The following is a 20,131-nucleotide window of genomic DNA, read 5'->3' as shown; positions in this document are numbered from 1 at the left end:
ACCGGGCCTAACCCTGAGCTACCGGGCCTAACCCTGTGCTACCGGCCCCGCCCAGGTCCGCGGCAATCCGTCCGCGCCCGCACCCGCTTCCGTGACGTCGTCGACGATTTCATCCAAGACGCGCGCCGCGTACTTCTCGCCGACCCAGAGGTGCTTGGCGCCGTCGACTCCCACCAGCCGCGCTTGCGGCACCAGGCTGAAGCGCCGGGCGGCCTCGGCAGGCTGGAGGTAATCGTCATGCTCCGGGACAAGCACCGTCAGCGGTTTGCCGGCTGCAGCCCACTCCTTCAGATGCACATCGGTGGCACGGTGCAGGGGCGGCGACAACAGGATTGCCCCTTCCACCTGTGAAGCAACCGGCTCCACGGCCCCATACATCAGCGCCAGCTCGGTTCCGAAGGACCACCCCACCAACCAGCGGTTCGGCAGCCCGCGCTCCACGGCGAAGCGGACCGCGGCTTCGACGTCGTAGCGCTCCCCGATCCCCTCTTCGAACCCGCCGTCGCTGGTACCCCGCGGGGAACTGGTGCCGCGCGTGTTGAACCGCAGGACCGCCACCCCGGAGAGCGCAGGCAAGCGGTAGGAGGCTTTGCGGTACACGTGCGAGTCCATGAATCCGCCATGGGTGGGCAGCGGGTGAAGGGTAATGAGCGTGGCCGCAATCTCCCCGGACTCCGGCAGCGCCAACTCCCCTACCAGGACTTTTCCGTCCTCTGTGGTGAACTCCACATTCTCCCGCCGGGCGGGAAGCACAGTGGAAGCACGGATTTCCGATGGAGCATCCTGGGGCGTGAAGACGAAGCTGGCGGGATCGAAAGTCATGGCATCCAGCCTAAGCGAATCAGCGGTAGCGGTAGGTCCGGGTAGTCCAGCAATTGGTGTGCCAATGCCTCCGCTCGGCCAGGCCCGCGGCTTCACCGAACAGGTGGCTGTCCGACCACACCACCAGGTGCGCGATGCCGGGCATGATGGCGGTGGAGCAACCCGGGCAGATGTATTGTTTCTCCGCTTTCCGGGCGGTCATGGTCCGGACCATCCAGTCGCCGTCGGGTGCGCTTTCCCGCCTCGCGATACCTGCCCGGGCCCTTTCAAGGTCCAGATCAGGAGCCTCGCCGGCCCATTTGCTGGAACGCATGCCGGACGCGTTGCGACGGGGCCTGTTGGAGCGGGGCATGCATCCATTCTGCCTTGCCGCCGGCACCCAAGCGGTAATGTGGGGCGGGTGCGACTTGTCATAGCCCGTTGTTCTGTTGATTATGTTGGCCGCCTTAAGGCCCATCTGCCGCTGGCCACAAGGCTCCTGCTGGTGAAGGCTGACGGCTCCGTCCTGGTGCATTCCGATGGCGGCTCCTACAAGCCCTTGAACTGGATGAGCCCGCCGGCCACCCTCCGGGTCATCTCCCCGGAAGAGACCGAGGTGGAGGAAGGCGTGGTGGAGCAGTGGACAGTCCAGTCCGCCAAAACCGATGACCGCCTCATCATCAACATCTATGAACACCTCCATGACACCTCCCATGAACTGGGAGTGGACCCGGGCCTCATCAAGGACGGCGTCGAAGCCGACCTCCAGCGCCTGCTCGCCGAGCAGATCGAGACGTTGGGACCGGGCTATTCGTTGATACGGCGGGAGTACTTCACGGCAATCGGGCCTGTAGACATCCTTGCCAGGGACGCCAACGGAGGCACGGTAGCCATCGAGTTGAAGCGCCGCGGCGATATTGACGGCGTGGAACAGTTGACCCGTTACCTGGAACTGCTCAACCGCGATCCGCTTCTTGCTCCCGTACGGGGCATCTTTGCCGCCCAGCAGATCAAGCCCCAAGCCAAGGTCCTGGCCCACGACCGCGGCATTGATTGCGTCACCCTGGATTATGACGCCATGCGCGGCGTGGATGACAGTGAGTCCCGGCTCTTCTAACGCCCCTTCCCGGGTGCTGTGCGGCAGGCCACTAGAATCGAAAGCATGACTGCCGCAGAGCACACTGCCCCTTCCGCGCCCAGCCTCCAGATCCTCGCGGGAACTTTGGTCACGGACGGCTCCGTCATCGAGGACGGCCTCCTGGCCATCGACGGCGACCGCATCGCTTATTCCGGGCCGGCCGCCGACTTCGACGCCGAGGATTTCCCCGGCTTCGCCACCGCGATCCGGCACGGAGTGCCAACCGGCCACCTGATCCTTCCAGGCCTGGTGGATGTCCACTGCCATGGCGGAGACGGCGGAGACTTCCCCACGGGCGAGGAAGAGTCCGCCCGGAAGGCAGCCGCTTTCCTCCACCGTTCGGGAACCACCACGTTCCTGGCCAGCATGGTCACCGCTCCGCGGGAGGATCTGTTGCGCGGCATAGAGCTTTACGTGAAGCTTGCGGACGAAGGTCTTGTTGGCGGCATCCACCTCGAAGGACCCTTCCTGTCGCATGCCAGGTGCGGCGCACAGAACCCGGACTACCTGCTGGATCCGGACCTGGACCTGATGGAGGAACTGGTGTTCGCTGCCGCCGGCAAGCTCGCCACCATGACCTACGCACCGGAACTCCCCGACGCTGCTGCCTTGGTTGACCTGATGACTTCCCACGGGGTGACCCCATCACTGGGGCACACCGACTGCGATTACGCCGTTGCGGCGGCCTCCCTCGCCGCGGCCAAGGAAGGCCTGGAGTCGGCAGGGTTCGACGGCGTCAGCTCGCTGCCCACCGTCACCCACCTTTTCAACGGCATGCCTCCGATGCACCATCGCGCGCCGGGTCCTGTGGCCGCCTGCCTGCGGATGGCGCAGGAAGGCAAAGCGGTGGTGGAACTCATTGCCGACGACACCCACCTTGACCCCGCCATGGTGGCGACGGTCTTCCAGTTGGTCGGCGCTCCGAACATCCTCCTGGTCACCGACTCCATGGCCGCTGCGGGGCTGGCGGACGGCAATTACATGCTGGGCCCGTCCCCGGTGACCGTCACCAACGGCGTTGCCACGCTGGATGCCACCGGGTCCATCGCCGGAGGAACCTCTACCCTGCTGGATGTAGTGCGAAGGACCGTCGCCGGCGGGGTCGGTTTGCCCGAAGCCGTGTGCTCAGCCACCTCGGTACCTGCCGCCGTACTGGGCCTTTCCGACGAGATCGGGGGTCTCCGGCGGGGGCTCCGTGCCGACGTTGTGACGACAGACCAGGAACTGGGCCTGACCGGCGTGATGCGTAATGGTGAATGGTTGTCGTGACGCCAAACGACGCCCCGCGAATTAGGGTGTCGCGTTACCTCCTTTTTACCGAAAATTTTCGCCAAATTGCCTAAAAGACCGTTGACCTCCGGCAGCGCTCATGAAAGTGTTGTAGCAGTCTTTGTGTAGGTGGTTTTCATGCTCGCAAGACGGGTTGCGAGCGTGAAGCTCCTGCAAATCCAACTGTGCCCCAGTCGGTTTGCGGATCTTCTCGCGGAGTAACAAAGCCGGTACGAGGTGTATCGGACTGAAGTTCCATAATGAGGAGAAATACATGGCACTGGGAACCGTTAAGTGGTTCAACGCTGAAAAGGGCTTCGGCTTCATTACCCCGGATGACGCGGATGGCGACGTTTTCGTTCACTACTCCGAGATCCAGACCGGCGGTTTCAAGACCCTCGATGAGAACCAGCGCGTTCAGTTCGAGATCGGCCAGGGCGCCAAGGGCCCGCAGGCAACCGGCGTTACCGTTGTCTAATTAGCCACCGAAATCTGCCAGGGTCCGTTTTAGGACGGGCCGAACGCAGTTTCACACCAGCTTGGCCCCGGTTTCGTACCGGGGCCAAGCTGTTTTAAGGCAGCACCTTTAATGCCGGATATGTCCGATCTCAACAAACCTGGTCACAAACTGCGTGGAATAGCATGCGCACCGGGAATGGGTGTTGACAATTCAACCAACCAAAGTACGCAACAGCCTTGCAGTGTGCCGCACCGATAAACCCGGAAGGTAAGCGCGACTTAGTGCCCTTCCCATGGCCGGGAGGTGCAACGGGTCCTGGTAATACATGTAGAGCGTGCGATAGTCGGGCTGAAAGCGTGATTTGAAGGAAGCCAGGGAACGGAAGCCATAAACCGGCTCCAAAGCCTGTCCCACCAAGTCCAGGATTCCGGCCAGCCCTTCCGGCCGCTGGTCCAGCTCTTCCTTCTCCCTGGCCAGGGGAGAACCTGACAACGAAATAACCTCCACGGAATCCCTAAGATGCAGCACGGCCGAGGCGATAAGGAATTCCATGACTCCCGGGAATGCATCGCCCCGGCGCCTCATGAAGTCCAAGGTCCAGCTCACCACCTTTCCGTCGTCGTACACGGGCAGCCAGCTGGTGACTCCGTACACCAGGCCGTTTTCATCCACGGCCACGCAACACAGGACCTCGGGGTCGTCCAGCTCGTCAAGGCTCCCCAGCGTGAAGCCCATTTCAGGCACCCGCTTCTGTGCAGCCCACTCTTCGGAGACTTCGCCGACCTGCGCGCGCAGCCCGTGCGGCAGGGTCGGGTAGCTGCCCCATACCGCAGTAATTCCCATCTTGGCCGCCCTGTTGAGGGCCGTTCGCACGTTCTGCCATTCCTTGCCGCGGAACTCCAGGCCCCGGATCCTCAGCCTTGTCTCCTGGGCTACCGCCACCCGCCGGAAACCCCTGGTCCGCAGCACGGGCCACAACTCCTCCGTGCACGAATAGAGGCAAGGGACCAACGCGTGCTGCGCGCAATAATCCAGGAAACCGAGGGCTGTATCCCTGTGGTGCTCCGACCGTCCGATGGGCCCAGCCAGGGTCAAGGCCACATTGCCGTGTTGCTGGAAGGCCACAGCCCCATGGCCGTCGTCAGTGAACCAGTACTTCCTGGGCTCCCACAGGGTCATCCATGACAGGGAGTCGCCGCCTGCCTTCACCAGTTTCCTGGCGCGTTCCCGGGACTCCCGGTCCAGGCCACCGGCGTGGTGTCCCCGGACCAGCAAGACCCACACGCCCAGCAAAGCCACCAGCCAAAAGACCGTTCCGGAGTACGAGAACAAGAAAGCTTCCAGGGCATCGCGCTCGGCAAAAACCCTTCGGTAGACCCCGGGCAGCGGAACCGGCAGGTACTGACGTGCGAGCTCGGCACCCAGACCCAGCAGGCCGCCGTCGCGCGTCATCCCGCCGGATGCGAACCATACCGCGACGTAGAGAAGCAAAAGTACCCCTCCGGTGAGCCCCACCACCCAGAAGATCCTGCGGCGGAGCCGCACGGAAGAGTCCACGCGGAAGTGGCCACGGTAGGCAAAGAGGAGGACAGCGAGGATCAACGGCACCAACACCAGCGGGACGATGTGCGCCACCGCTGACCCCAGCAGTCCGGTCCGGGGACGGGCGATGTTCAAGGGCATACTCGCAAACAGTGCGAGGTAGACCGTGGACAGCGCCACCACCACCACTTGGACGCCTATGGCTATGCCCAGGGCCAGCCGCCGTCCCCTGCGCATGCCGTCGGCACATATGAGCAGCAAGGCCATGGGAACCACCGCCAAAGCCAATCCAAAAGGCCCCGTGTACCCCTGCCGGGCCAGTTCAAGGCAAGCAACATCGATGCTGCCTCCACAATTGGTCTCCAATTGGCTCAGCGTGGGCAAAGGGTTGAGGATAACGTCCCGCAGCAGCGCCAGCGGACCGGACGGACCCTTCGCTACCGTCGTCAGAAGGGGTCCGACAGCGAAGATGGCAGTGGTAAGCGAGAGCAGGGTCCTGACCTCGCGTGCGGTGGAACGGTGCAAATGGAGGCTGCCCTCATTGCTTTGGGCCCACCAGGCAACCACCAGGCCCACCAACGCGCCCAGGAACCCCACCACAGTTTCCGGATGCCCCACGTACAGGACCAACAGCAACGTCAAGGACAAAGCGACGGTGCGAAAACGGCGCTGCCAGAGCGCCGTGAGCTTGGCACTGGCGGCGAGGCCGGTGGCCAGGACCGCCCCGTACGGACCAATGAGCCGATGATCCACCATTGCCGAGAGCCAGCCGTCGTTGACGTACTGCGCCACCTGGGTCACCAGCAGGAAGGCCGTGACACACGCGAACTGGCACCCAAGAAACAGGCCCGCGGTCCGCAGGGAGCCTAGATGGCGTTCCGAGAAGCCGAGAAAAATCAACACCATGAGCACCGCCACGATGAACGCGGGAACGTTCGTCGTGAACAGCAGGGAGGTCCAGATGGACCACCACTCCCCCGCTTTCAAACCCTCCAGGGTGACTCCGGCTATCGGCAGCAAGGACTTCGGCGGCCCGGAAAGTATGCTCCCCGACAACGCGGCGACCGTGAGGAAGACAGCCACGACGAACAACGTAAACGGTGTGGACTGCACATGCCTCACCGCTTGACGGATCACCGGTTGAAGGACACCCTGGACGGCCAGGCTCACGGGGTGAGTCCCCAACGGCCGGCAAGGAAATCGAGCGCACCTGGCATCCCGCGGACAACACTGTCCCAGGAATGCCCGGCGTGTTCAATGGAGTGGTCCTCCACGTCGAAGCCCGCGGAACGGGCAGCCTCCGCAAGCGCCTGCATGTAGCCAAGGAATTCGTTGTCAGTGGCACCGGCGGTGAGGTACATACCGCTGCCTTGGTACTGTCGCTCCTGCATGAGTACCAAAGGCGTCCGGGATTCGAAAGCTGCGGCGTCGCCGTCGAACGAGTCAGCGATCGTCTTGTTCCGGTCCTTGGCAAGGGCCGGTTCCTGCTCGGCTGAAAACCCGAGGACGGAGGTGAAGAGTTCCGGATGGGCTGTACCCATTTGGACAGCGCAGGTTCCGCCGAAGGAGAAGCCTCCCACAGCCCACTGCCCGGGAGACGTGGAGACATCCAAGGTTTTACTGATCCATGCAGGGACATCCTTGGAAAGGTAGGTATCGGCCTGGGCAATACGGCTGTCCATGCACATGGTGTTGGCATTGCCGGAGCCGTTGGGATCAACAACTATGGTCACCGGCGCGATACCGCCGTGATGCTCCGCAAACCTGTCCAGTTGAGCACGCAGCTGCCCGCCCGTCAACCAATCCGAGGGACCACCCGGCTGGCCGGAAAACAGGACCAGTACAGGAAGGCTTGGGCGGGGTGACGCCAGGTAGGCAGGCGGTAGATAGATGTAGGCCTCGCGCGCGTTGAAGCCTGACTCGGTGCCGGGAATGCTCGCGCGACGAAGTATGCCGCCCTCCGGCATGCCGTCGGGGGCCTTCCACGAGGTGACGGACGGACCCGGTGCGCTGCCGGGCGCTCGTTGCAGGCTGGCTTCCAGCGGCTGGATCCGGGCGACAGCCGTGCCCAAAAGGTCGGCCACCGTGTTGTTGAGTCCGAAGTATTGATTCACCTGGACCGCGCTCAGGAGAATCACGCCCAAGGCAGCCAGGACACTGCCCGCGCGTCCTTTCCACGAAGAATGCCGAAGCCGTACTGCACACAGCAAGATGGCCGCCACTCCGGGCGCGGACCACGCCAGCACCTCAAAGGGAAGATTTTCGGAGAAGGTTGCCACGAGGTCGACAAGAACCCAGTGCACCAGGGCCAGGATAACGACAGCCAGGACAGCTGCTCCGAGCACGACGACGGGCCACGTGCGTTGCCGACGCCACAGGAGGACTATTCCACCGGCCAGGCCGCACAACCATGCAAACCAGAAGAACGGACCATCCACGAGGCGGAGGTCGGACAGGAAGTCCATGCTTCTATCGCCAGGTGCCGACGCCGATGACCGGACCGGCCTCCAGCCAGGAAGAAAGGCCCGCGTAGGCTTCGAACTTCATGGCCAGCAGGAACTTCTTGCCCTCGTACTGAAGCTCGACCACCACCACATCGGGTTGTACTTGGACAAGCTCTTCTTCGGTGGGCTTGCGCCTGCCAAGAAGCTCAAGCGAGCTGCGCTTGAAACGGTACTTAGGTACCACGCTGAGGGACATTAAACGGAACCACTCGAGTTCCATGTCCTGATAACGACAAACCCCCATCTGCCAGCTGTTTCCAGCCATGCAAATGGAGGCGTCGACCGTGCCCAGGGCGCGCCGCAGATTGAAGCGACGCACCCCGAAAAGGCACAGTGAAAAAACAAGCAACGCAAACGCCGCTGCCAAGGCGATGAACGGAATAAGGGAATCGTCCATCAAGGTCTAGCTATCGGATCCCCGCTGTAGCCGCTTCGCCCAAGTTGGCGTTGTCAGCAACAATGACCACACGATCGTTGTCGACGGAGAAGAACCCGCCATCGACCACTACCGCAATCCGGTCACCGGAAACCGGCTGGATTGCCAACTCGCCCTCAGCCAAAATGGCCAGAAGGGGCGAGTGGCCCGGCAGGATTCCGATTTCACCATCGCTGGTGCGGGCCTTCACCATCTTGGCCGCGCCGGACCACACGAAGTGGTCCTCCGCGACAATCTCAACCTCAAGCTCAGCCATATTACTTGGTCTGTTCCTGGATCTTGGCCCAGTTGCGCTCGACGTCATCCAGGCCGCCGACGTTGAAGAACGCCTGCTCTGCGATGTGGTCCAGCTCGCCGTCGCAGATAGCGGTGAAGCCTTCGACCGTGTCCTTGATGGAAACGGTGGAGCCCTCGACGCCGGTGAACTGCTTGGCGGTGTAGGTGTTCTGGGAGAGGAACTGCTGGATGCGGCGTGCACGCGACACGACGATCTTGTCCTCTTCGGACAGTTCGTCAACACCGAGGATGGCGATGATGTCCTGGAGTTCCTTGTTCTTCTGCAGGATCTGCTTAACACGAACAGCCGTGTTGTAGTGGTCCTTGCCGATGTACTGCGGGTCCAGAATACGGGACGTGGAGGTCAGCGGATCAACAGCCGGGTACAGGCCACGGGATGCGATTTCACGGGAAAGTTCCGTGGTGGCATCCAAGTGGGCGAACGTGGTTGCCGGAGCCGGGTCCGTGTAGTCGTCAGCGGGCACGTAAATTGCCTGCATGGACGTGATCGAGTGGCCCTTGGTGGACGTGATGCGCTCCTGGAGCAGACCCATCTCGTCAGCAAGGTTGGGCTGGTAGCCCACGGCGGACGGCATACGGCCGAGCAGCGTGGAAACTTCCGAACCTGCCTGCGTGAAGCGGAAGATGTTGTCGATGAAGAGCAGCACGTCCTGGTTCTGGACATCGCGGAAGTACTCCGCCATCGTGAGCGCGGACAGGGCCACGCGCAGACGCGTTCCCGGCGGCTCATCCATCTGGCCGAAGACAAGGGCGGTGTCCTTGAGGACGCCTGCCTCTTCCATTTCAACCCAGAGGTCATTTCCTTCACGCGTACGCTCGCCAACACCGGCGAATACCGAGGTACCACCGAAGTTACGGGCAACACGGGTGATCATTTCCTGGATCAGAACGGTCTTGCCCACACCGGCGCCACCGAACAGACCAATCTTTCCACCCTTGATGTAGGGGGTCAGGAGGTCGATGACCTTGATGCCGGTTTCGAGCATCTCCGTGGAGCCCTCGAGCGAAGCGAAGCTCGGAGCCTTGCGGTGGATCGGCCAGTAGGCGTCCGCCTTGATTTCCGACTCGTCGACGTCAAGCGGCTTGCCGAGGACGTTGAAGATGTGGCCCTTGACTCCGTCGCCAACGGGCACGGAGATCGGAGCGCCGGTGTCCTGGACAGTGGTGCCGCGGACGAGGCCGTCGGTTGCCTGCAGGGAGATGGCGCGGACGAGGTTGTCACCCAGGTGCTGGGAGGTCTCGAACGTGATGGTCTTGGTCTGGCCGTTGAGGGTAACCTCGGTGGTCAGCGCGTTGTAGATCTCGGGGATTGCGTCAGCCGGGAATTCGACGTCGACAACCGGACCAATAACACGGGCAATACGACCGGTTGCACCGGCCGTTGCTACGTGTTCGGTAGCAGTGGCAGTCATCTCTCTCACTTCACTCAGTAGATGGCGTGGGTTAAGTTTATCTGTTTGGTGCAGGTGCGGCTTCGGGCCGGATCCCTACCGGCTAGGACGCGAGGGCGTCTGCGCCGGCCACGATCTCGGAAAGCTCCTGCGTAATTTCGGCCTGACGGGCCGTGTTGCGAAGGCGCGTGTACTTCTTGATCAGTTCCGTTGCGTTGTCACCGGCCGACTTCATGGCGCGCTGGCGGGCTGCGAGCTCGGAAGCTGCGGCCTGCAGCATGGCTGCGAAGATGCGGGATTCGATGTAACGCGGAAGCAGGGCATCAAGGACCTGCTCGGTTTCCGGTTCAAATTCGTACAGCGGCAGCAGCTCGGACTCCGAGGCTGCTTCCTCTTCCACGACCTCGAGCGGGAGCAGACGGATGACCGTCGGTTCCTGCGTCACCATGGACTTGAAGCGGGTGTAGACGACGTGGATCTCGTCCACGCCTCCCTCTTCATACGCGGTGGCGAAGTCTTCGAGGAGGGCAGCACCGATTTCACGGGCAGTCCCGAATTCCGGCGCATCCGTGCCGCCGGTCCAAACGCGGGCGTATTCACGATTGCGGAATTCGAAGTAAGCCTGCGCCTTGCGGCCGACCAGGTAAGACTTGATTTCCTTGCCTTCTTCGCGAAGCAGCTCGGTGAGGCCTTCGGCCTGCTTGAGCACGCTGGCGGAGTAGGATCCTGCAAGGCCACGGTCCGAGGTGATAACCAGGACTGCGGCCCGACGGATCTGCTCCGGCTCGGTGGTCAGCGGGTGGTCGATTTCGCTCTGAGTCGCGACAGCAGAAACGGCGCGGGTGATGGCGTTCGCGTACGGCAGTGAAGCTGCTACGCGGGCACGGGCCTTGCCAATGCGCGAGGTAGCGATCAGTTCCATCGCCTTGAAGATCTTGCGCATCGACGTCGTCGAGCTGATCTTCTGACGGTAGACCCGGATCTGGGCTCCCATACTTATCCTTTCCTAAGTTCCCGACGTACTGCCCTGCCGGGGCCCTTGCGGACCCCGGCAGAGCAGGTCATCGAAACTAGCGCTTCTGCTTGACGATCTTTTCCTGGTCGACGTCGCCGCCCGAGATCGCTTCGTACTCTTCGTGGCCGGCACCAACCAGACGGTTGTCGCCTTCACCGAAGAAGCCCTTCTTGAAGGAAACGATGGCTTCCTTCAGCGCTGCGGTGGTGTCGTCATCCAGGACGTTGGTCTGGGCCAGCGTGGTCAGGATGGAGGACTGGTGCCTCAGGTGCTCCAGGAACTCGGCTTCGAAGCGGCTGATGTCCTCAACCGGAACGTCGTCCAGGTAACCGTTGGTACCTGCCCAGATGGAGACAACCTGGTCCTCGACCGGGAACGGCGAGTACTGGCCCTGCTTGAGGAGCTCCATCAGACGTGCGCCACGGGTCAGCTGCTGACGGGAAGCAGCGTCAAGGTCCGAGGCGAACATGGCGAATGCCTGCATGTCGCGGTACTGCGCCAGGTCCAGCTTCAAGGTACCGGAGACCTTCTTCATGGACTTGACCTGTGCCGAACCACCCACGCGGGAGACGGACACACCAACGTCAACAGCGGGACGCTGGTTGGCGTTGAAGAGGTCCGACTGGAGGAAGATCTGGCCATCGGTGATGGAGATCACGTTGGTCGGGATGTAGGCGGAAACGTCGTTCGCCTTGGTCTCGACGATCGGAAGACCGGTCATGGAGCCTGCGCCCAACTCGTCGGAGAGCTTTGCACAACGCTCCAGCAGACGGGAGTGCAAGTAGAAGACGTCACCCGGGTATGCTTCACGTCCCGGCGGACGGCGCAGCAAGAGGGACACGGCGCGGTAAGCTTCGGCCTGCTTGGACAGGTCATCGAAGATCACCAGGACGTGCTTGCCGCCGTACATCCAGTGCTGGCCAATGGCCGAACCTGCGTACGGTGCCAGGTACTTGAAGCCGGCCGGGTCAGATGCCGGGGAAGCCACGATGGTGGTGTACTCCAGTGCACCGTGGTCTTCGAGCGTCTGACGGACGGCAGCGATGGTGGAGGCCTTCTGGCCGACACCGACGTAAACGCAGCGAACCTGCTTGTTGACATCGCCGGAAGCCCAGTTGGCCTTCTGGTTGATGATGGTGTCAACGGCGATTGCGGTCTTGCCGGTCTGGCGGTCACCAATGATCAGCTGACGCTGGCCACGGCCGATCGGGATCATGGCGTCGATAGCCTTGAGGCCGGTCTGCATCGGTTCGTGAACCGACTTGCGCTCGGTTACGCCCGGAGCCTGGAGCTCCAGGGCGCGGGTGGCTTCGGCCTTGATCTCGCCGAGGTCGTCAATGGGCTGGCCCAGGGGGTCAACCACACGGCCCAGGAAGGCGTCGCCAACGGGCACGGACAGGATCTCACCGGTGCGGTGAACTTCCTGGCCTTCTTCAATTCCGGTGAAGTCACCGAGTACGATCACACCGATTTCGCGGACGTCGAGGTTCTGGGCGAGGCCCAGGGTGCCGTCTTCGAAGCGAAGCAGCTCGTTCGCCATGACCGAGGGAAGACCCTCAACACGGGCGATGCCGTCACTGGCGGTGGTCACGCGACCAACCTCTACGCGCTCTGCGTTACCGGGTTCGTAGGACGCCGCGAACTCGTTCAACGCATTACGGACGTCGTCGGCGTTGATGGTCAATTCGGCCATCTGCAGTCCCTGCTCTCCTGTTTTCGTGATCATCGTTGCTCACGATGACCGGGTTTTATATCAGTTAGTTGTGCTTTGCCTGGTTAGCCGGCGAGCTGGCGGCGGAGTTCGGTCAGGCGGGCGATAACGGAAGCGTCCAGCACTTCGTCTCCCACCTGTACCCGGATTCCGCCGATCAGCGACGGTTCAACGTTGACGTTGACCTTCAGTTCGCGGCCGTACAGCGCGTTCAGCCCGGCCTGCAGTCGGCTGGCCTGCGTTTCCGTCAACGGACGGGTAACGCTGACGGTTGCAATCCAGCGCTGCTGACGCTTGGCTGCAAGCTTCGCGAAGGATTCGACGAGCTTGCTCGGCTTAACACCGCGCGGCGCCGTAACGGCCTGGCCGATGAGGACCTTGGCCTCCTCGCTGATGCCTGGAAGCAGCTTCCCGACAAGTGCGAGCTTGGCTGCGTCCGTTGCCTGCGGCTCAGACAAGGCACGTTGTACTTCGTGGCTGGAAGCGACAACCTGGTTGAAGGCAAACAGATCGTTTTCCAGCTCTTCCAGCCCCGTGATTCCGGAGGCAGAAACGGCCGACTTCTTTTCAGCTACGGCAATGACGACCGTGGCGGCAAGCGTCTCGAGTGCATCGCCGATATCACGAGCAGATGCCCAGCGTGAGCTGGCCAGTCCGCCTGCGATCTCAGCAGCATCAGCGGAGACTTTTCCGCCAACCAGCTGCTTGACCAGCGCCGACTTCTCGTCTCCGCTGCGGGAAGGATCAGTCAGGGCGCGGCGCAAGCCAGCCGAGCTGTCCACCGTTCCCAGGATTCCGAAGAGGTCCTTAGCCAACTGCAGCGAGGCCAGAGGAAGCTTGGCTTCCAAGTCCGCCAGCGCCGTGGTCAGCGATTCGCTCGATATACCTGCCATTAGCTAGCTGCACCTGCGTTCTGGGTCTCCAGATCAGCCAGGAAGCGGTCAACAACGCGCGCGGCACGCTCGTCATCCGTCAGTGCTTCACCAACAATGCGACCTGCCAGCGTGGTAGCCAATGTGCCGACCTCGGAGCGGAGGGACACAACAGCAGCTGCGCGCTCCGACTCGATGGCTGCGTGTGCCTGCTCGGTAATGCGTGCAGACTCGGCAGCTGCCTTTGCCTTCAGGTCCGCCAGGATCTGGGCACCTTCGGCGCGTGCTTCCTCGCGGATGCGGTTGGCCTCGGCACGGGCATCGGTGAGCTGCTGCTTGTACTCTTCAAGAGCTGCGGAAGCCTCGGCCTGGGCCTGCTCCGCCTTTGCGATGCCACCTTCGATCGCTTCGGCGCGCTCAGCGAACGTCTTCTCGAACATCGGGACAATGAACTTGACCACGATGAACAGAAGGACTGCGAAGCCGACGAGGACAACGCCCATTTCCCAGACGTTGGGAACGAGCGGGTTTGCCTCTTCGCCTTCAGTGGCGGCTGAGATGATCAGCTGATTCATATTTCACCCGTCCTATCTACTCGGTTGCGGAATTCGCTGTTCTGAAGTTGAAACTAGAGAACGAAAGCGAAGACGAGGCCGAGGATGGCAAGAGCTTCGGTCAGTGCCAGACCAAGGAATGCGATCGGCTGCAGCACGCGCTGAGCTTCCGGCTGACGAGCAACACCGTTGATGTAAGCCGCGAACACGAGACCCACACCGATACCACCGCCGATTGCGGACAGACCGTAACCTACGAGGTTGAGATTGCCTTCCATTTTTTTCCTTTCAAGATGCCACCCGTGTGGCAGGTTGTTTGGTTTACTTCAATCCCCATCAGGGGAAGACTGTGTGCCTTAGTGGCTGTCGGCGTGCAGGGCGCCTTCGATGTAGATCGCGGTCAGCAGGGTGAACACGTAAGCCTGCAGCGCCATGATCAGTGCTTCGAGCATGTACATGGCGATCGCGCCGACGAGCACCAGGACCGAGGTTCCCTTGAGCAGGATGTTCTCCTGCATAACGAGGAACTCGATGCCGGAGCCGGCGAGCATGACGATGAGGTGGCCGGCCAGCATGGTGGCAAACAGACGGAGGCTGTGCGTTACCGGGCGGACCAGGAAGTTGGAGATGATTTCGATCGGTACGACGATCGGGAGGATGTACCACGGCACGCCCGAAGGAACGGTCGCAAGCTTGAAGTACTTCAGGCCGTTCTTCTTGATGCCGATGATGATCCAGGTGAAGTACACGATGCCCGCGAGGACATAGGCGCCGCCGACGTGGGAGAAGCTCGGGAGCTGGATGACGGGAATGGCGCCATAGATGTTGTTCACCAGGATGAAGAAGAACAGGCTGAACAGCAGGGGCACGTACTTGATGAAGTCTTTGCCGCCGATGATGTCCTTGGCGATGCTGTTACGGACGAAGCCGTAGGCCATCTCGCCTGCGAACTGCAGCTTGCCGGGGACCAACTGCTGCTTCCGCGCGGCGGCCACAAAGAAGGCGGCGATAATGACGACCGACAGGATCACCAGCAGCATTTGCTTGGAGAAGCCGTCCGCAGCACCCCAAGGCAGGATTGCCGGCAGGTGCATTTCTTCGATTCCGGGTGGGGTGAAGGACCCCGAATCCTGGGCTGGGAGCGCAAGCGCGATCAACGCGTTTCCTCTCTGCTGTGTCCATCATTGGGCATTGGGCGGAAAGCGGACACACTCAATGCATCCCCATTCCATGTGAAATTATTTGGCATTACTGTTCCCGTCCTTGGACGGACCGCGGTCTGCGCTACTCTCGCCAGCAGAAGTGCGTTGCTTGGTGAGGCCGTGCATATGGGAAAGATAGAACCCTCCTGCGGCTCCAAGCAGAGCGCCAAGGAGCACAATCCAGCGGGTCCCCCACAGATTATCCAGTCCCCAGCCTATCAAACTCCAGACAATGATCCCGCCAATGATGTAGCTGAAGACCGCGATGCCGGCGTTGTATCCGCCGTCGTTCGAGGCTTCCGCCGGGTCACCGGCGTCATGGGAAACGGATGAGGTGTTGTCCGGAGAGGGCTTGCGCTTACGCAGTGGCATCCGGGCCGCCCTTCGGTTCGGTGGGGTCGTTGAAAATCTGCAGGCGTGCCTTGCTGAATCCGTAGAGTTCTGCAGCCTGCCATGCCACTACGCCCACGACGGCCCCGATGAGGAACCAGCGGCCGATGATCCAGTCAGGCCTGCCAAGGGCAAAAAGCACCACGGCGAAGCCCACGACCTTGACGAAATACGTCGCAACAAAAAGGCCAATGGCGCCGGAAGGATTTGCGCGGCCGACGAAGTGCCCTATCAGGAGGCTGATGGCGAAGAAGAGCATCACCAGCAAGGCTCCGGCCGCCGTCGAAAGCGCGCCTTGCCCGCCGTCGATCATTGCTGCCACAACGCACGTCACGGCGGCAGCAATGCCGGATGCCAGGGAGCTCAGCACCAGCAACCGAAGCCAAAGAGAGGAGATCCCACCAAAAATTCCATCGCCGCGGCGGCCGGACGCATGTCCGGATCGGGCGTTGGATGTCATGGGGAAACCAATCCTTGTGGCAGGGAGCCAGATTCTCAAAGCGGGGATACGGGCGAGTGACTGTCCGCACCAAGAATTCTACATGAGATAGAACTTCGGCCCTAACCGGACGTCATGGACTACTCCCCCGGCCGTGCCGTATGACGGGTGAAGTAGGGCCACGCGGTAATGGCCGCCATGACCAGGGCCGCAACGATGTCCACGATCAGGACGATCTGCCAGGGAAAGACGGCGAAAGCCACGCCGCCGAAAGCAAGAATGCAGGTCCAGACGTAAAGCATCACGACGGCGGTGCGGTGCGAGTAGCCGAGGTCCACCAGCTTGTGGTGGAGGTGCCCGCGGTCTGCAGACCACGGCGATTGGCCGCGGGCCGTCCTGCGCACCACGGCCATGCCGAAATCAAGCAGCGGCAATGACAGCACGGCGAACGGCAACAGGATCGGAATGATGGTCGGAATACCGTTGGCCCGGTCATAGAGGCCGGACTCGATCTGTCCGGTGGCCACGACGCCGGCAGAGGCCATCAGGAGCCCGATCAGCATCGCCCCGGAGTCGCCCATGAAGATCTTCGCCGGGAACCAGTTATGCGGGAGGAAGCCGATGCAGCTGCCCACCAGGATGGCCATCAGGAGCGTTGCCAGATCGGAGTTGTCGGTGGAGGGATTGTTCCGGTGGACCCAGTACGCGGTGAGGAAGAAGGCGCCCCCGCCGATCGTCGCTACGCCGGCGGCAAGGCCGTCCAGTCCGTCGATGAAATTCACCGCGTTCATGGTGGTGACGATCAATCCGGCCGTCAGGGCGATCTGGACGAGTTCGGACTGGATGAAGACCGGTTCCGGAATGAAGGGAACCACGGACATGCGGACGCCCCAGATGGCCACGATCAAAGCGGCCGCGGCCTGGCCCAGCAGCTTGATCCACCAGCGGATGTCCAGGATGTCATCGGCGACTCCGACCGCCACGATGACCACCGCGCCGGCCAGGATCCCCCACGGGGCATCGTTCTGCCGGAAAATGTCCTTGACGAAGAAGGAGTTACCGGCCACCACCAGGGCAGCGAAAAACCCCGCAAAGATCCCCAGGCCCCCCAGCTTGGAGATCAGCGCCGAGTGCATGTCCCTGCTGCGGATGGGCTGGTACAGGCGAAGCTTATTGCCCAGGACCCGCGCACCCCAGGTGCCCGCGTAGGCCACCACGGCAGCCGTGAGGGCCATCAGCAGGTACATAATCATGATGCGGCTCCGGAACGCAGCGTCATCGACGCCGGAAAATGGTGGGGTTCGGGGCAGCTCGGTGTGGGGAATGCTGTCTTTGGATAAATGGAACTACTCCGTCGCCATGCCTGCACCGGCTGTGCCGAATGTTGCTGGTTTTACGTGGACTCTAGTAGACGATACTAATGCCAACGGCTCCGGCCGTCGGCGTGACGCAGCCGGGACCTGTTGACTTTTCGGGGATCGCCTGCGGCGCTGTTCCCTTAGCGGGGGCCGCGCTGGAGGTCCTGTTGGACGTCCCGCAGCGGGTAGATTCCCGCAAGCACCGATGCGTTGGAGCGCGGCGGCCTGTAGCTGTCGCGAACGCCCTTGGCGAACCCGCCCAACAGCATCCTGCGGTTGGGCGATGACGCGATGGTGCGTGCCCAGTTGCGCAGCGAAGCTCCGGTGAACAGGACCTTCTCCCACGGAGTCAAGGCATTCGACCGGGTATAGACCCACAGCTTGTTCCGGACCTCGTAGTAGAAGCGGGGACCTGGATCTGCTCCGGCGTCCCCGAACACCCTGGTGTGATGGTTGGCCACGGACGCGCCGCTGGCGAGGGCCACGCCGTGCCGTGAGATGCGCGCCGTGAACTCAAGATCGTCATTCCAAATGAAATAGTCCGCAATGGGCAGCCCGTGCCGCCTGATCTCCTCGGCCCGGATCAAGACGGAGACAAACGACGCACTGCGGATCTGCGTCGCCCCGACGCGGGATGCTGCGGCGCGCGCGGCTTCACTGGCACCGATGCGGGGCCGCATCCGGTTCATGGGATGGTCGCGACCGTCGGTCCAGACCACGCGGCTCGCGATGAAGGCAGGGAGTACTCCCGTCGCGGCGCCGTAGCCTTCGGAGACATCCAGGGCTTCCCGGAGTGCGTTGGCCTGCGGCTCGGTGTCGTCATCCATGATCCAGACGTGGTCCGCAGCGTGGTCGAGGACGGCGCGCTCCATGCCAACAACGAACCCTCCGGCGCCGCCGACGTTGCTGTTCAACGTCACAAGGTCCGTCTTCAAGGGCCCGGCGTAGGTGCGCAGGTATTCTGCGGTTCCGTCCGTCGAAGCATTGTCCACAATGACGACGACGTCGGGCACTTGGGTGCCGGCAGCGATACCCGCCAACGTTGTCTCAAGGAGCTCTCGCCGGTTATAGGTGACCACGACGGCCACCACAACGGGATTAGACATTACTTCCCTTTGCTCGGGGACGGTTGGAAGCGGCGGCGCAGCAAGATGCCTGCCAGCTTCCACGGTTCGACAAATACGCGGTAGGCCACCCGTCCGGGATGCAGGACGAGCCGCCACGCCCACTCGAGTCCCAGGCGGCCCAGCCAGCGCGGCGCGAGCTTTTGAACACCCGCCACCTGCTCAATCGCCCCGCCCACCGCGCAGTACACGGCGGGGGGCAACTGGTGGAGCCTGCGATTGAGGACGCTTTCCTGCAGGGGCATCCCCAGTCCGAGGAGCACCAGCTGGGGACGGAAATCGCCAAGCCAGTCCACCACGGCAGTTTCGAGGGCATGGTCCCAGTCCTCCCCGGGCATGCCGTCGACAGTCGCCGTCGGAATGATCGAGCGGATCCGCGCCACGGCTTTGGTATTGGCATCCCGTCCTGCGCCAACCACGGCGACGCGTTCAAGGTTGTTGACCCTGCCGAGCTCCGGAATCCAGTCCATGGAACCCAGCCGGTAGTCCATGCTCCGCTGTCCACGTGACTTCAAGTGCGGCCGGCGCGCCGCTCCCCAGAGCATCGCCACGGGCGCTCCGTCGAGCAGGACAACCGCGCTGCCGTCATAGAGCGTCCGGAAATCCTGGCGCGTGTGGAAAAGGGTGACGCTGTGCAGGTTGTGGCCGAGCACCGTGCTCGTAGTGCCGTCACTGATCAGGCCTTCAAGTGCTTGGACGACGTCATCCGCGCGCAGCGGTGTTGCGTCGACGTCGAGGACGGGGACGCGCTGACGGGCCGGGATCATTCGGGCTTGGCTTCGCCGGCTGCATTGGACGGTGGCGCTACGTTCGCGGTGTCCGCTTCAGCGGATCCGGCGTCCGGCCGCGCTGCGTCCACAGGCTCTGCGTCCTCGGACGCTGCATCTGCAGGCACCGCGTCCACAGGCTCCGCCTCCGGCGCCGTACTCGCGGCTTCTGCTTCGGCAGGCGACTCAGGTGCTGTTTCGCCGAAGCCCAGCACGGAAGGCACAATCTCCCGGAGGCTTTCCAGCGGGACGGCGCCTTGGCGCACCACCCGGAACGGCATCCGGGTCGCGTCCACGATGGTGGACGGAACTGCGGCCGTGCCTTGGAGGGGCCGGAAGCCGCCTTCAAGGTAGACCTCAACGGATTCGGCCAGCTGCATTCGTGCCTCGGAAGCCGTCTGCGCTGCTTCCTGGCCAGTGCGGTTGGCCGATGAAACCGCCAAGGGACCCGTCAGCCCAAGCAATTCCAGGGCGAGCTCATCATCGGGCATCCTGAGGGCTACCGTGCCCTTGGTATCCCCGAGGTCCCAGTCGAGGGAAGGCTGTGCGTGCAGGATAAGCGTCAGTCCGCCAGGCCAAAAAGCCTGCGCCAGCGCACGTGCGTCTGCCGGGACGTCGGTGGCCAGTCCGTCCAAGGCGTTGATCCTGGGAATCAGTACGGGCGGCGGCATCTGGCGGCTGCGGCCCTTGGAAGCAAGCAACATGGTCACAGCCAGGGGCGAGAAAGCGTCCGCTGCGATCCCGTAAACGGTGTCGGTCGGCAGGACGATGCACTTCTTCTCGCTGATGGCACGCTGTGCATGCTGAAGTCCTTCAGCCCGCTGGTCATCGGAAGTGCAATTGTAGGTTGTGGTCACAGCG

22 protein-coding genes are annotated in these 20,131 nt (G+C 62.5%); 3 read left to right on the top strand and 19 right to left on the bottom strand.

From position 1 onward, the window contains the following. Window positions 1-27: 27 nt before the first annotated feature. Both HMI59_RS08160 and HMI59_RS08155 read right to left on the bottom strand, forming a co-directional pair. Window positions 28-822 (bottom strand): alpha/beta hydrolase, encoded by a 795-nt coding sequence (locus HMI59_RS08160; RefSeq protein ID WP_062097158.1) that lies wholly within the window; start codon window positions 820-822, stop codon window positions 28-30. Window positions 823-841: 19 nt separating this feature from the next. Next, a complete protein-coding gene (locus HMI59_RS08155) occupies window positions 842-1,174 on the bottom strand; it encodes an ATP/GTP-binding protein (protein WP_166183263.1) in 333 nt (110 codons plus the stop codon). 48 nt (window positions 1,175-1,222) lie between these two features. Here HMI59_RS08155 and nucS point away from each other — a divergent pair, with 48 nt between their 5' ends. The 3 genes from nucS (at window position 1,223) to HMI59_RS08140 (ending at window position 3,686) form a co-directional block, all read left to right on the top strand. Next, the gene (nucS, locus tag HMI59_RS08150; RefSeq protein ID WP_166183266.1) at window positions 1,223-1,918 is read left to right on the top strand and encodes an endonuclease NucS; all 696 of its coding nucleotides are present in this window, start codon (window positions 1,223-1,225) and stop codon (window positions 1,916-1,918) included. Window positions 1,919-1,963: 45 nt separating this feature from the next. Further along, window positions 1,964-3,208 carry an N-acetylglucosamine-6-phosphate deacetylase gene (locus tag HMI59_RS08145; RefSeq protein WP_193593324.1) on the top strand — a complete coding sequence of 415 codons (1,245 nt, stop codon included), beginning with the start codon at window positions 1,964-1,966 and terminating at the stop codon, window positions 3,206-3,208. Window positions 3,209-3,482: 274 nt separating this feature from the next. After that, on the top strand, window positions 3,483-3,686 hold the full coding sequence (locus tag HMI59_RS08140; RefSeq protein WP_017199737.1) for a cold-shock protein: 204 nt from the start codon (window positions 3,483-3,485) through the stop codon (window positions 3,684-3,686). Window positions 3,687-3,878: 192 nt separating this feature from the next. Here HMI59_RS08140 and HMI59_RS08135 read toward each other — a convergent pair whose 3' ends face one another. From HMI59_RS08135 to HMI59_RS08055, 17 genes are all read right to left on the bottom strand, one after another. Next, window positions 3,879-6,395, bottom strand: coding sequence for a bifunctional lysylphosphatidylglycerol flippase/synthetase MprF (locus HMI59_RS08135; RefSeq protein WP_193593323.1), 2,517 nt, complete (start codon window positions 6,393-6,395; stop codon window positions 3,879-3,881). Continuing rightward, window positions 6,377-7,675, bottom strand: a complete 1,299-nt coding sequence (locus tag HMI59_RS08130) for an alpha/beta hydrolase family protein (RefSeq protein ID WP_193593322.1) — start codon at window positions 7,673-7,675, stop codon at window positions 6,377-6,379. The genes HMI59_RS08135 and HMI59_RS08130 overlap by 19 nt, the downstream gene beginning before the upstream one ends. 4 nt (window positions 7,676-7,679) lie before the next feature. After that, on the bottom strand, window positions 7,680-8,111 hold the full coding sequence (locus HMI59_RS08125; RefSeq protein WP_071416302.1) for a DUF2550 domain-containing protein: 432 nt from the start codon (window positions 8,109-8,111) through the stop codon (window positions 7,680-7,682). A gap of 10 nt (window positions 8,112-8,121) precedes the next feature. Beyond that, window positions 8,122-8,406 (bottom strand): F0F1 ATP synthase subunit epsilon, encoded by a 285-nt coding sequence (locus HMI59_RS08120; protein ID WP_021470992.1) that lies wholly within the window; start codon window positions 8,404-8,406, stop codon window positions 8,122-8,124. 1 nt (window position 8,407) lies between these two features. Continuing rightward, window positions 8,408-9,859 (bottom strand): F0F1 ATP synthase subunit beta, encoded by a 1,452-nt coding sequence (atpD, locus tag HMI59_RS08115; protein WP_021470993.1) that lies wholly within the window; start codon window positions 9,857-9,859, stop codon window positions 8,408-8,410. Between the two features lie 82 nt (window positions 9,860-9,941). After that, a complete protein-coding gene (locus tag HMI59_RS08110) occupies window positions 9,942-10,832 on the bottom strand; it encodes a F0F1 ATP synthase subunit gamma (RefSeq protein WP_021470994.1) in 891 nt (296 codons plus the stop codon). A gap of 76 nt (window positions 10,833-10,908) precedes the next feature. Further along, complete coding sequence (atpA, locus tag HMI59_RS08105) at window positions 10,909-12,546, bottom strand: F0F1 ATP synthase subunit alpha (RefSeq protein ID WP_021470995.1); 1,638 nt, start codon at window positions 12,544-12,546, stop codon at window positions 10,909-10,911. Between the two features lie 83 nt (window positions 12,547-12,629). Further along, complete coding sequence (locus HMI59_RS08100) at window positions 12,630-13,457, bottom strand: F0F1 ATP synthase subunit delta (protein ID WP_021470996.1); 828 nt, start codon at window positions 13,455-13,457, stop codon at window positions 12,630-12,632. Further along, the gene (locus HMI59_RS08095; RefSeq protein WP_021470997.1) at window positions 13,457-14,011 is read right to left on the bottom strand and encodes a F0F1 ATP synthase subunit B; all 555 of its coding nucleotides are present in this window, start codon (window positions 14,009-14,011) and stop codon (window positions 13,457-13,459) included. The genes HMI59_RS08100 and HMI59_RS08095 overlap by 1 nt, the downstream gene beginning before the upstream one ends. A 53-nt stretch (window positions 14,012-14,064) precedes the next feature. After that, entirely contained in the window at window positions 14,065-14,268 is a 204-nt protein-coding gene (gene atpE / locus HMI59_RS08090; RefSeq protein WP_009356484.1) for an ATP synthase F0 subunit C, read from the bottom strand. A 78-nt stretch (window positions 14,269-14,346) separates the two neighbouring features. Next, entirely contained in the window at window positions 14,347-15,147 is an 801-nt protein-coding gene (atpB, locus tag HMI59_RS08085; RefSeq protein ID WP_021470998.1) for a F0F1 ATP synthase subunit A, read from the bottom strand. An 81-nt stretch (window positions 15,148-15,228) separates the two neighbouring features. Continuing rightward, window positions 15,229-15,564 carry a hypothetical protein gene (locus HMI59_RS08080; protein WP_021470999.1) on the bottom strand — a complete coding sequence of 112 codons (336 nt, stop codon included), beginning with the start codon at window positions 15,562-15,564 and terminating at the stop codon, window positions 15,229-15,231. Next, window positions 15,551-16,042: a hypothetical protein gene (locus tag HMI59_RS08075; RefSeq protein WP_193593321.1), complete on the bottom strand. Its 492-nt coding sequence runs from the start codon at window positions 16,040-16,042 to the stop codon at window positions 15,551-15,553. The genes HMI59_RS08080 and HMI59_RS08075 overlap by 14 nt, the downstream gene beginning before the upstream one ends. Before the next feature lie 119 nt (window positions 16,043-16,161). Further along, a complete protein-coding gene (locus HMI59_RS08070) occupies window positions 16,162-17,274 on the bottom strand; it encodes an MraY family glycosyltransferase (RefSeq protein WP_062097168.1) in 1,113 nt (370 codons plus the stop codon). Window positions 17,275-17,519: 245 nt separating this feature from the next. Then, window positions 17,520-18,485, bottom strand: a complete 966-nt coding sequence (locus HMI59_RS08065; protein ID WP_193593320.1) for a glycosyltransferase — start codon at window positions 18,483-18,485, stop codon at window positions 17,520-17,522. After that, the gene (locus HMI59_RS08060) at window positions 18,485-19,270 is read right to left on the bottom strand and encodes a WecB/TagA/CpsF family glycosyltransferase (RefSeq protein WP_021471003.1); all 786 of its coding nucleotides are present in this window, start codon (window positions 19,268-19,270) and stop codon (window positions 18,485-18,487) included. The genes HMI59_RS08065 and HMI59_RS08060 overlap by 1 nt, the downstream gene beginning before the upstream one ends. Continuing rightward, window positions 19,267-20,127, bottom strand: a complete 861-nt coding sequence (locus tag HMI59_RS08055) for an L-threonylcarbamoyladenylate synthase (protein ID WP_193593319.1) — start codon at window positions 20,125-20,127, stop codon at window positions 19,267-19,269. Before HMI59_RS08055 ends, HMI59_RS08060 begins: the two co-directional genes overlap by 4 nt. Window positions 20,128-20,131: the final 4 nt, after the last annotated feature.

This window comes from Paenarthrobacter sp. YJN-5, from assembly GCF_015040095.1.
In the GTDB taxonomy this organism is placed as follows: Bacteria; Actinomycetota; Actinomycetes; order Actinomycetales; family Micrococcaceae; genus Arthrobacter; species Arthrobacter ureafaciens.
The sequence above is the reverse complement of the archived record's forward strand: the minus strand, read 5'-3'. Positions and strand labels throughout refer to the sequence as shown.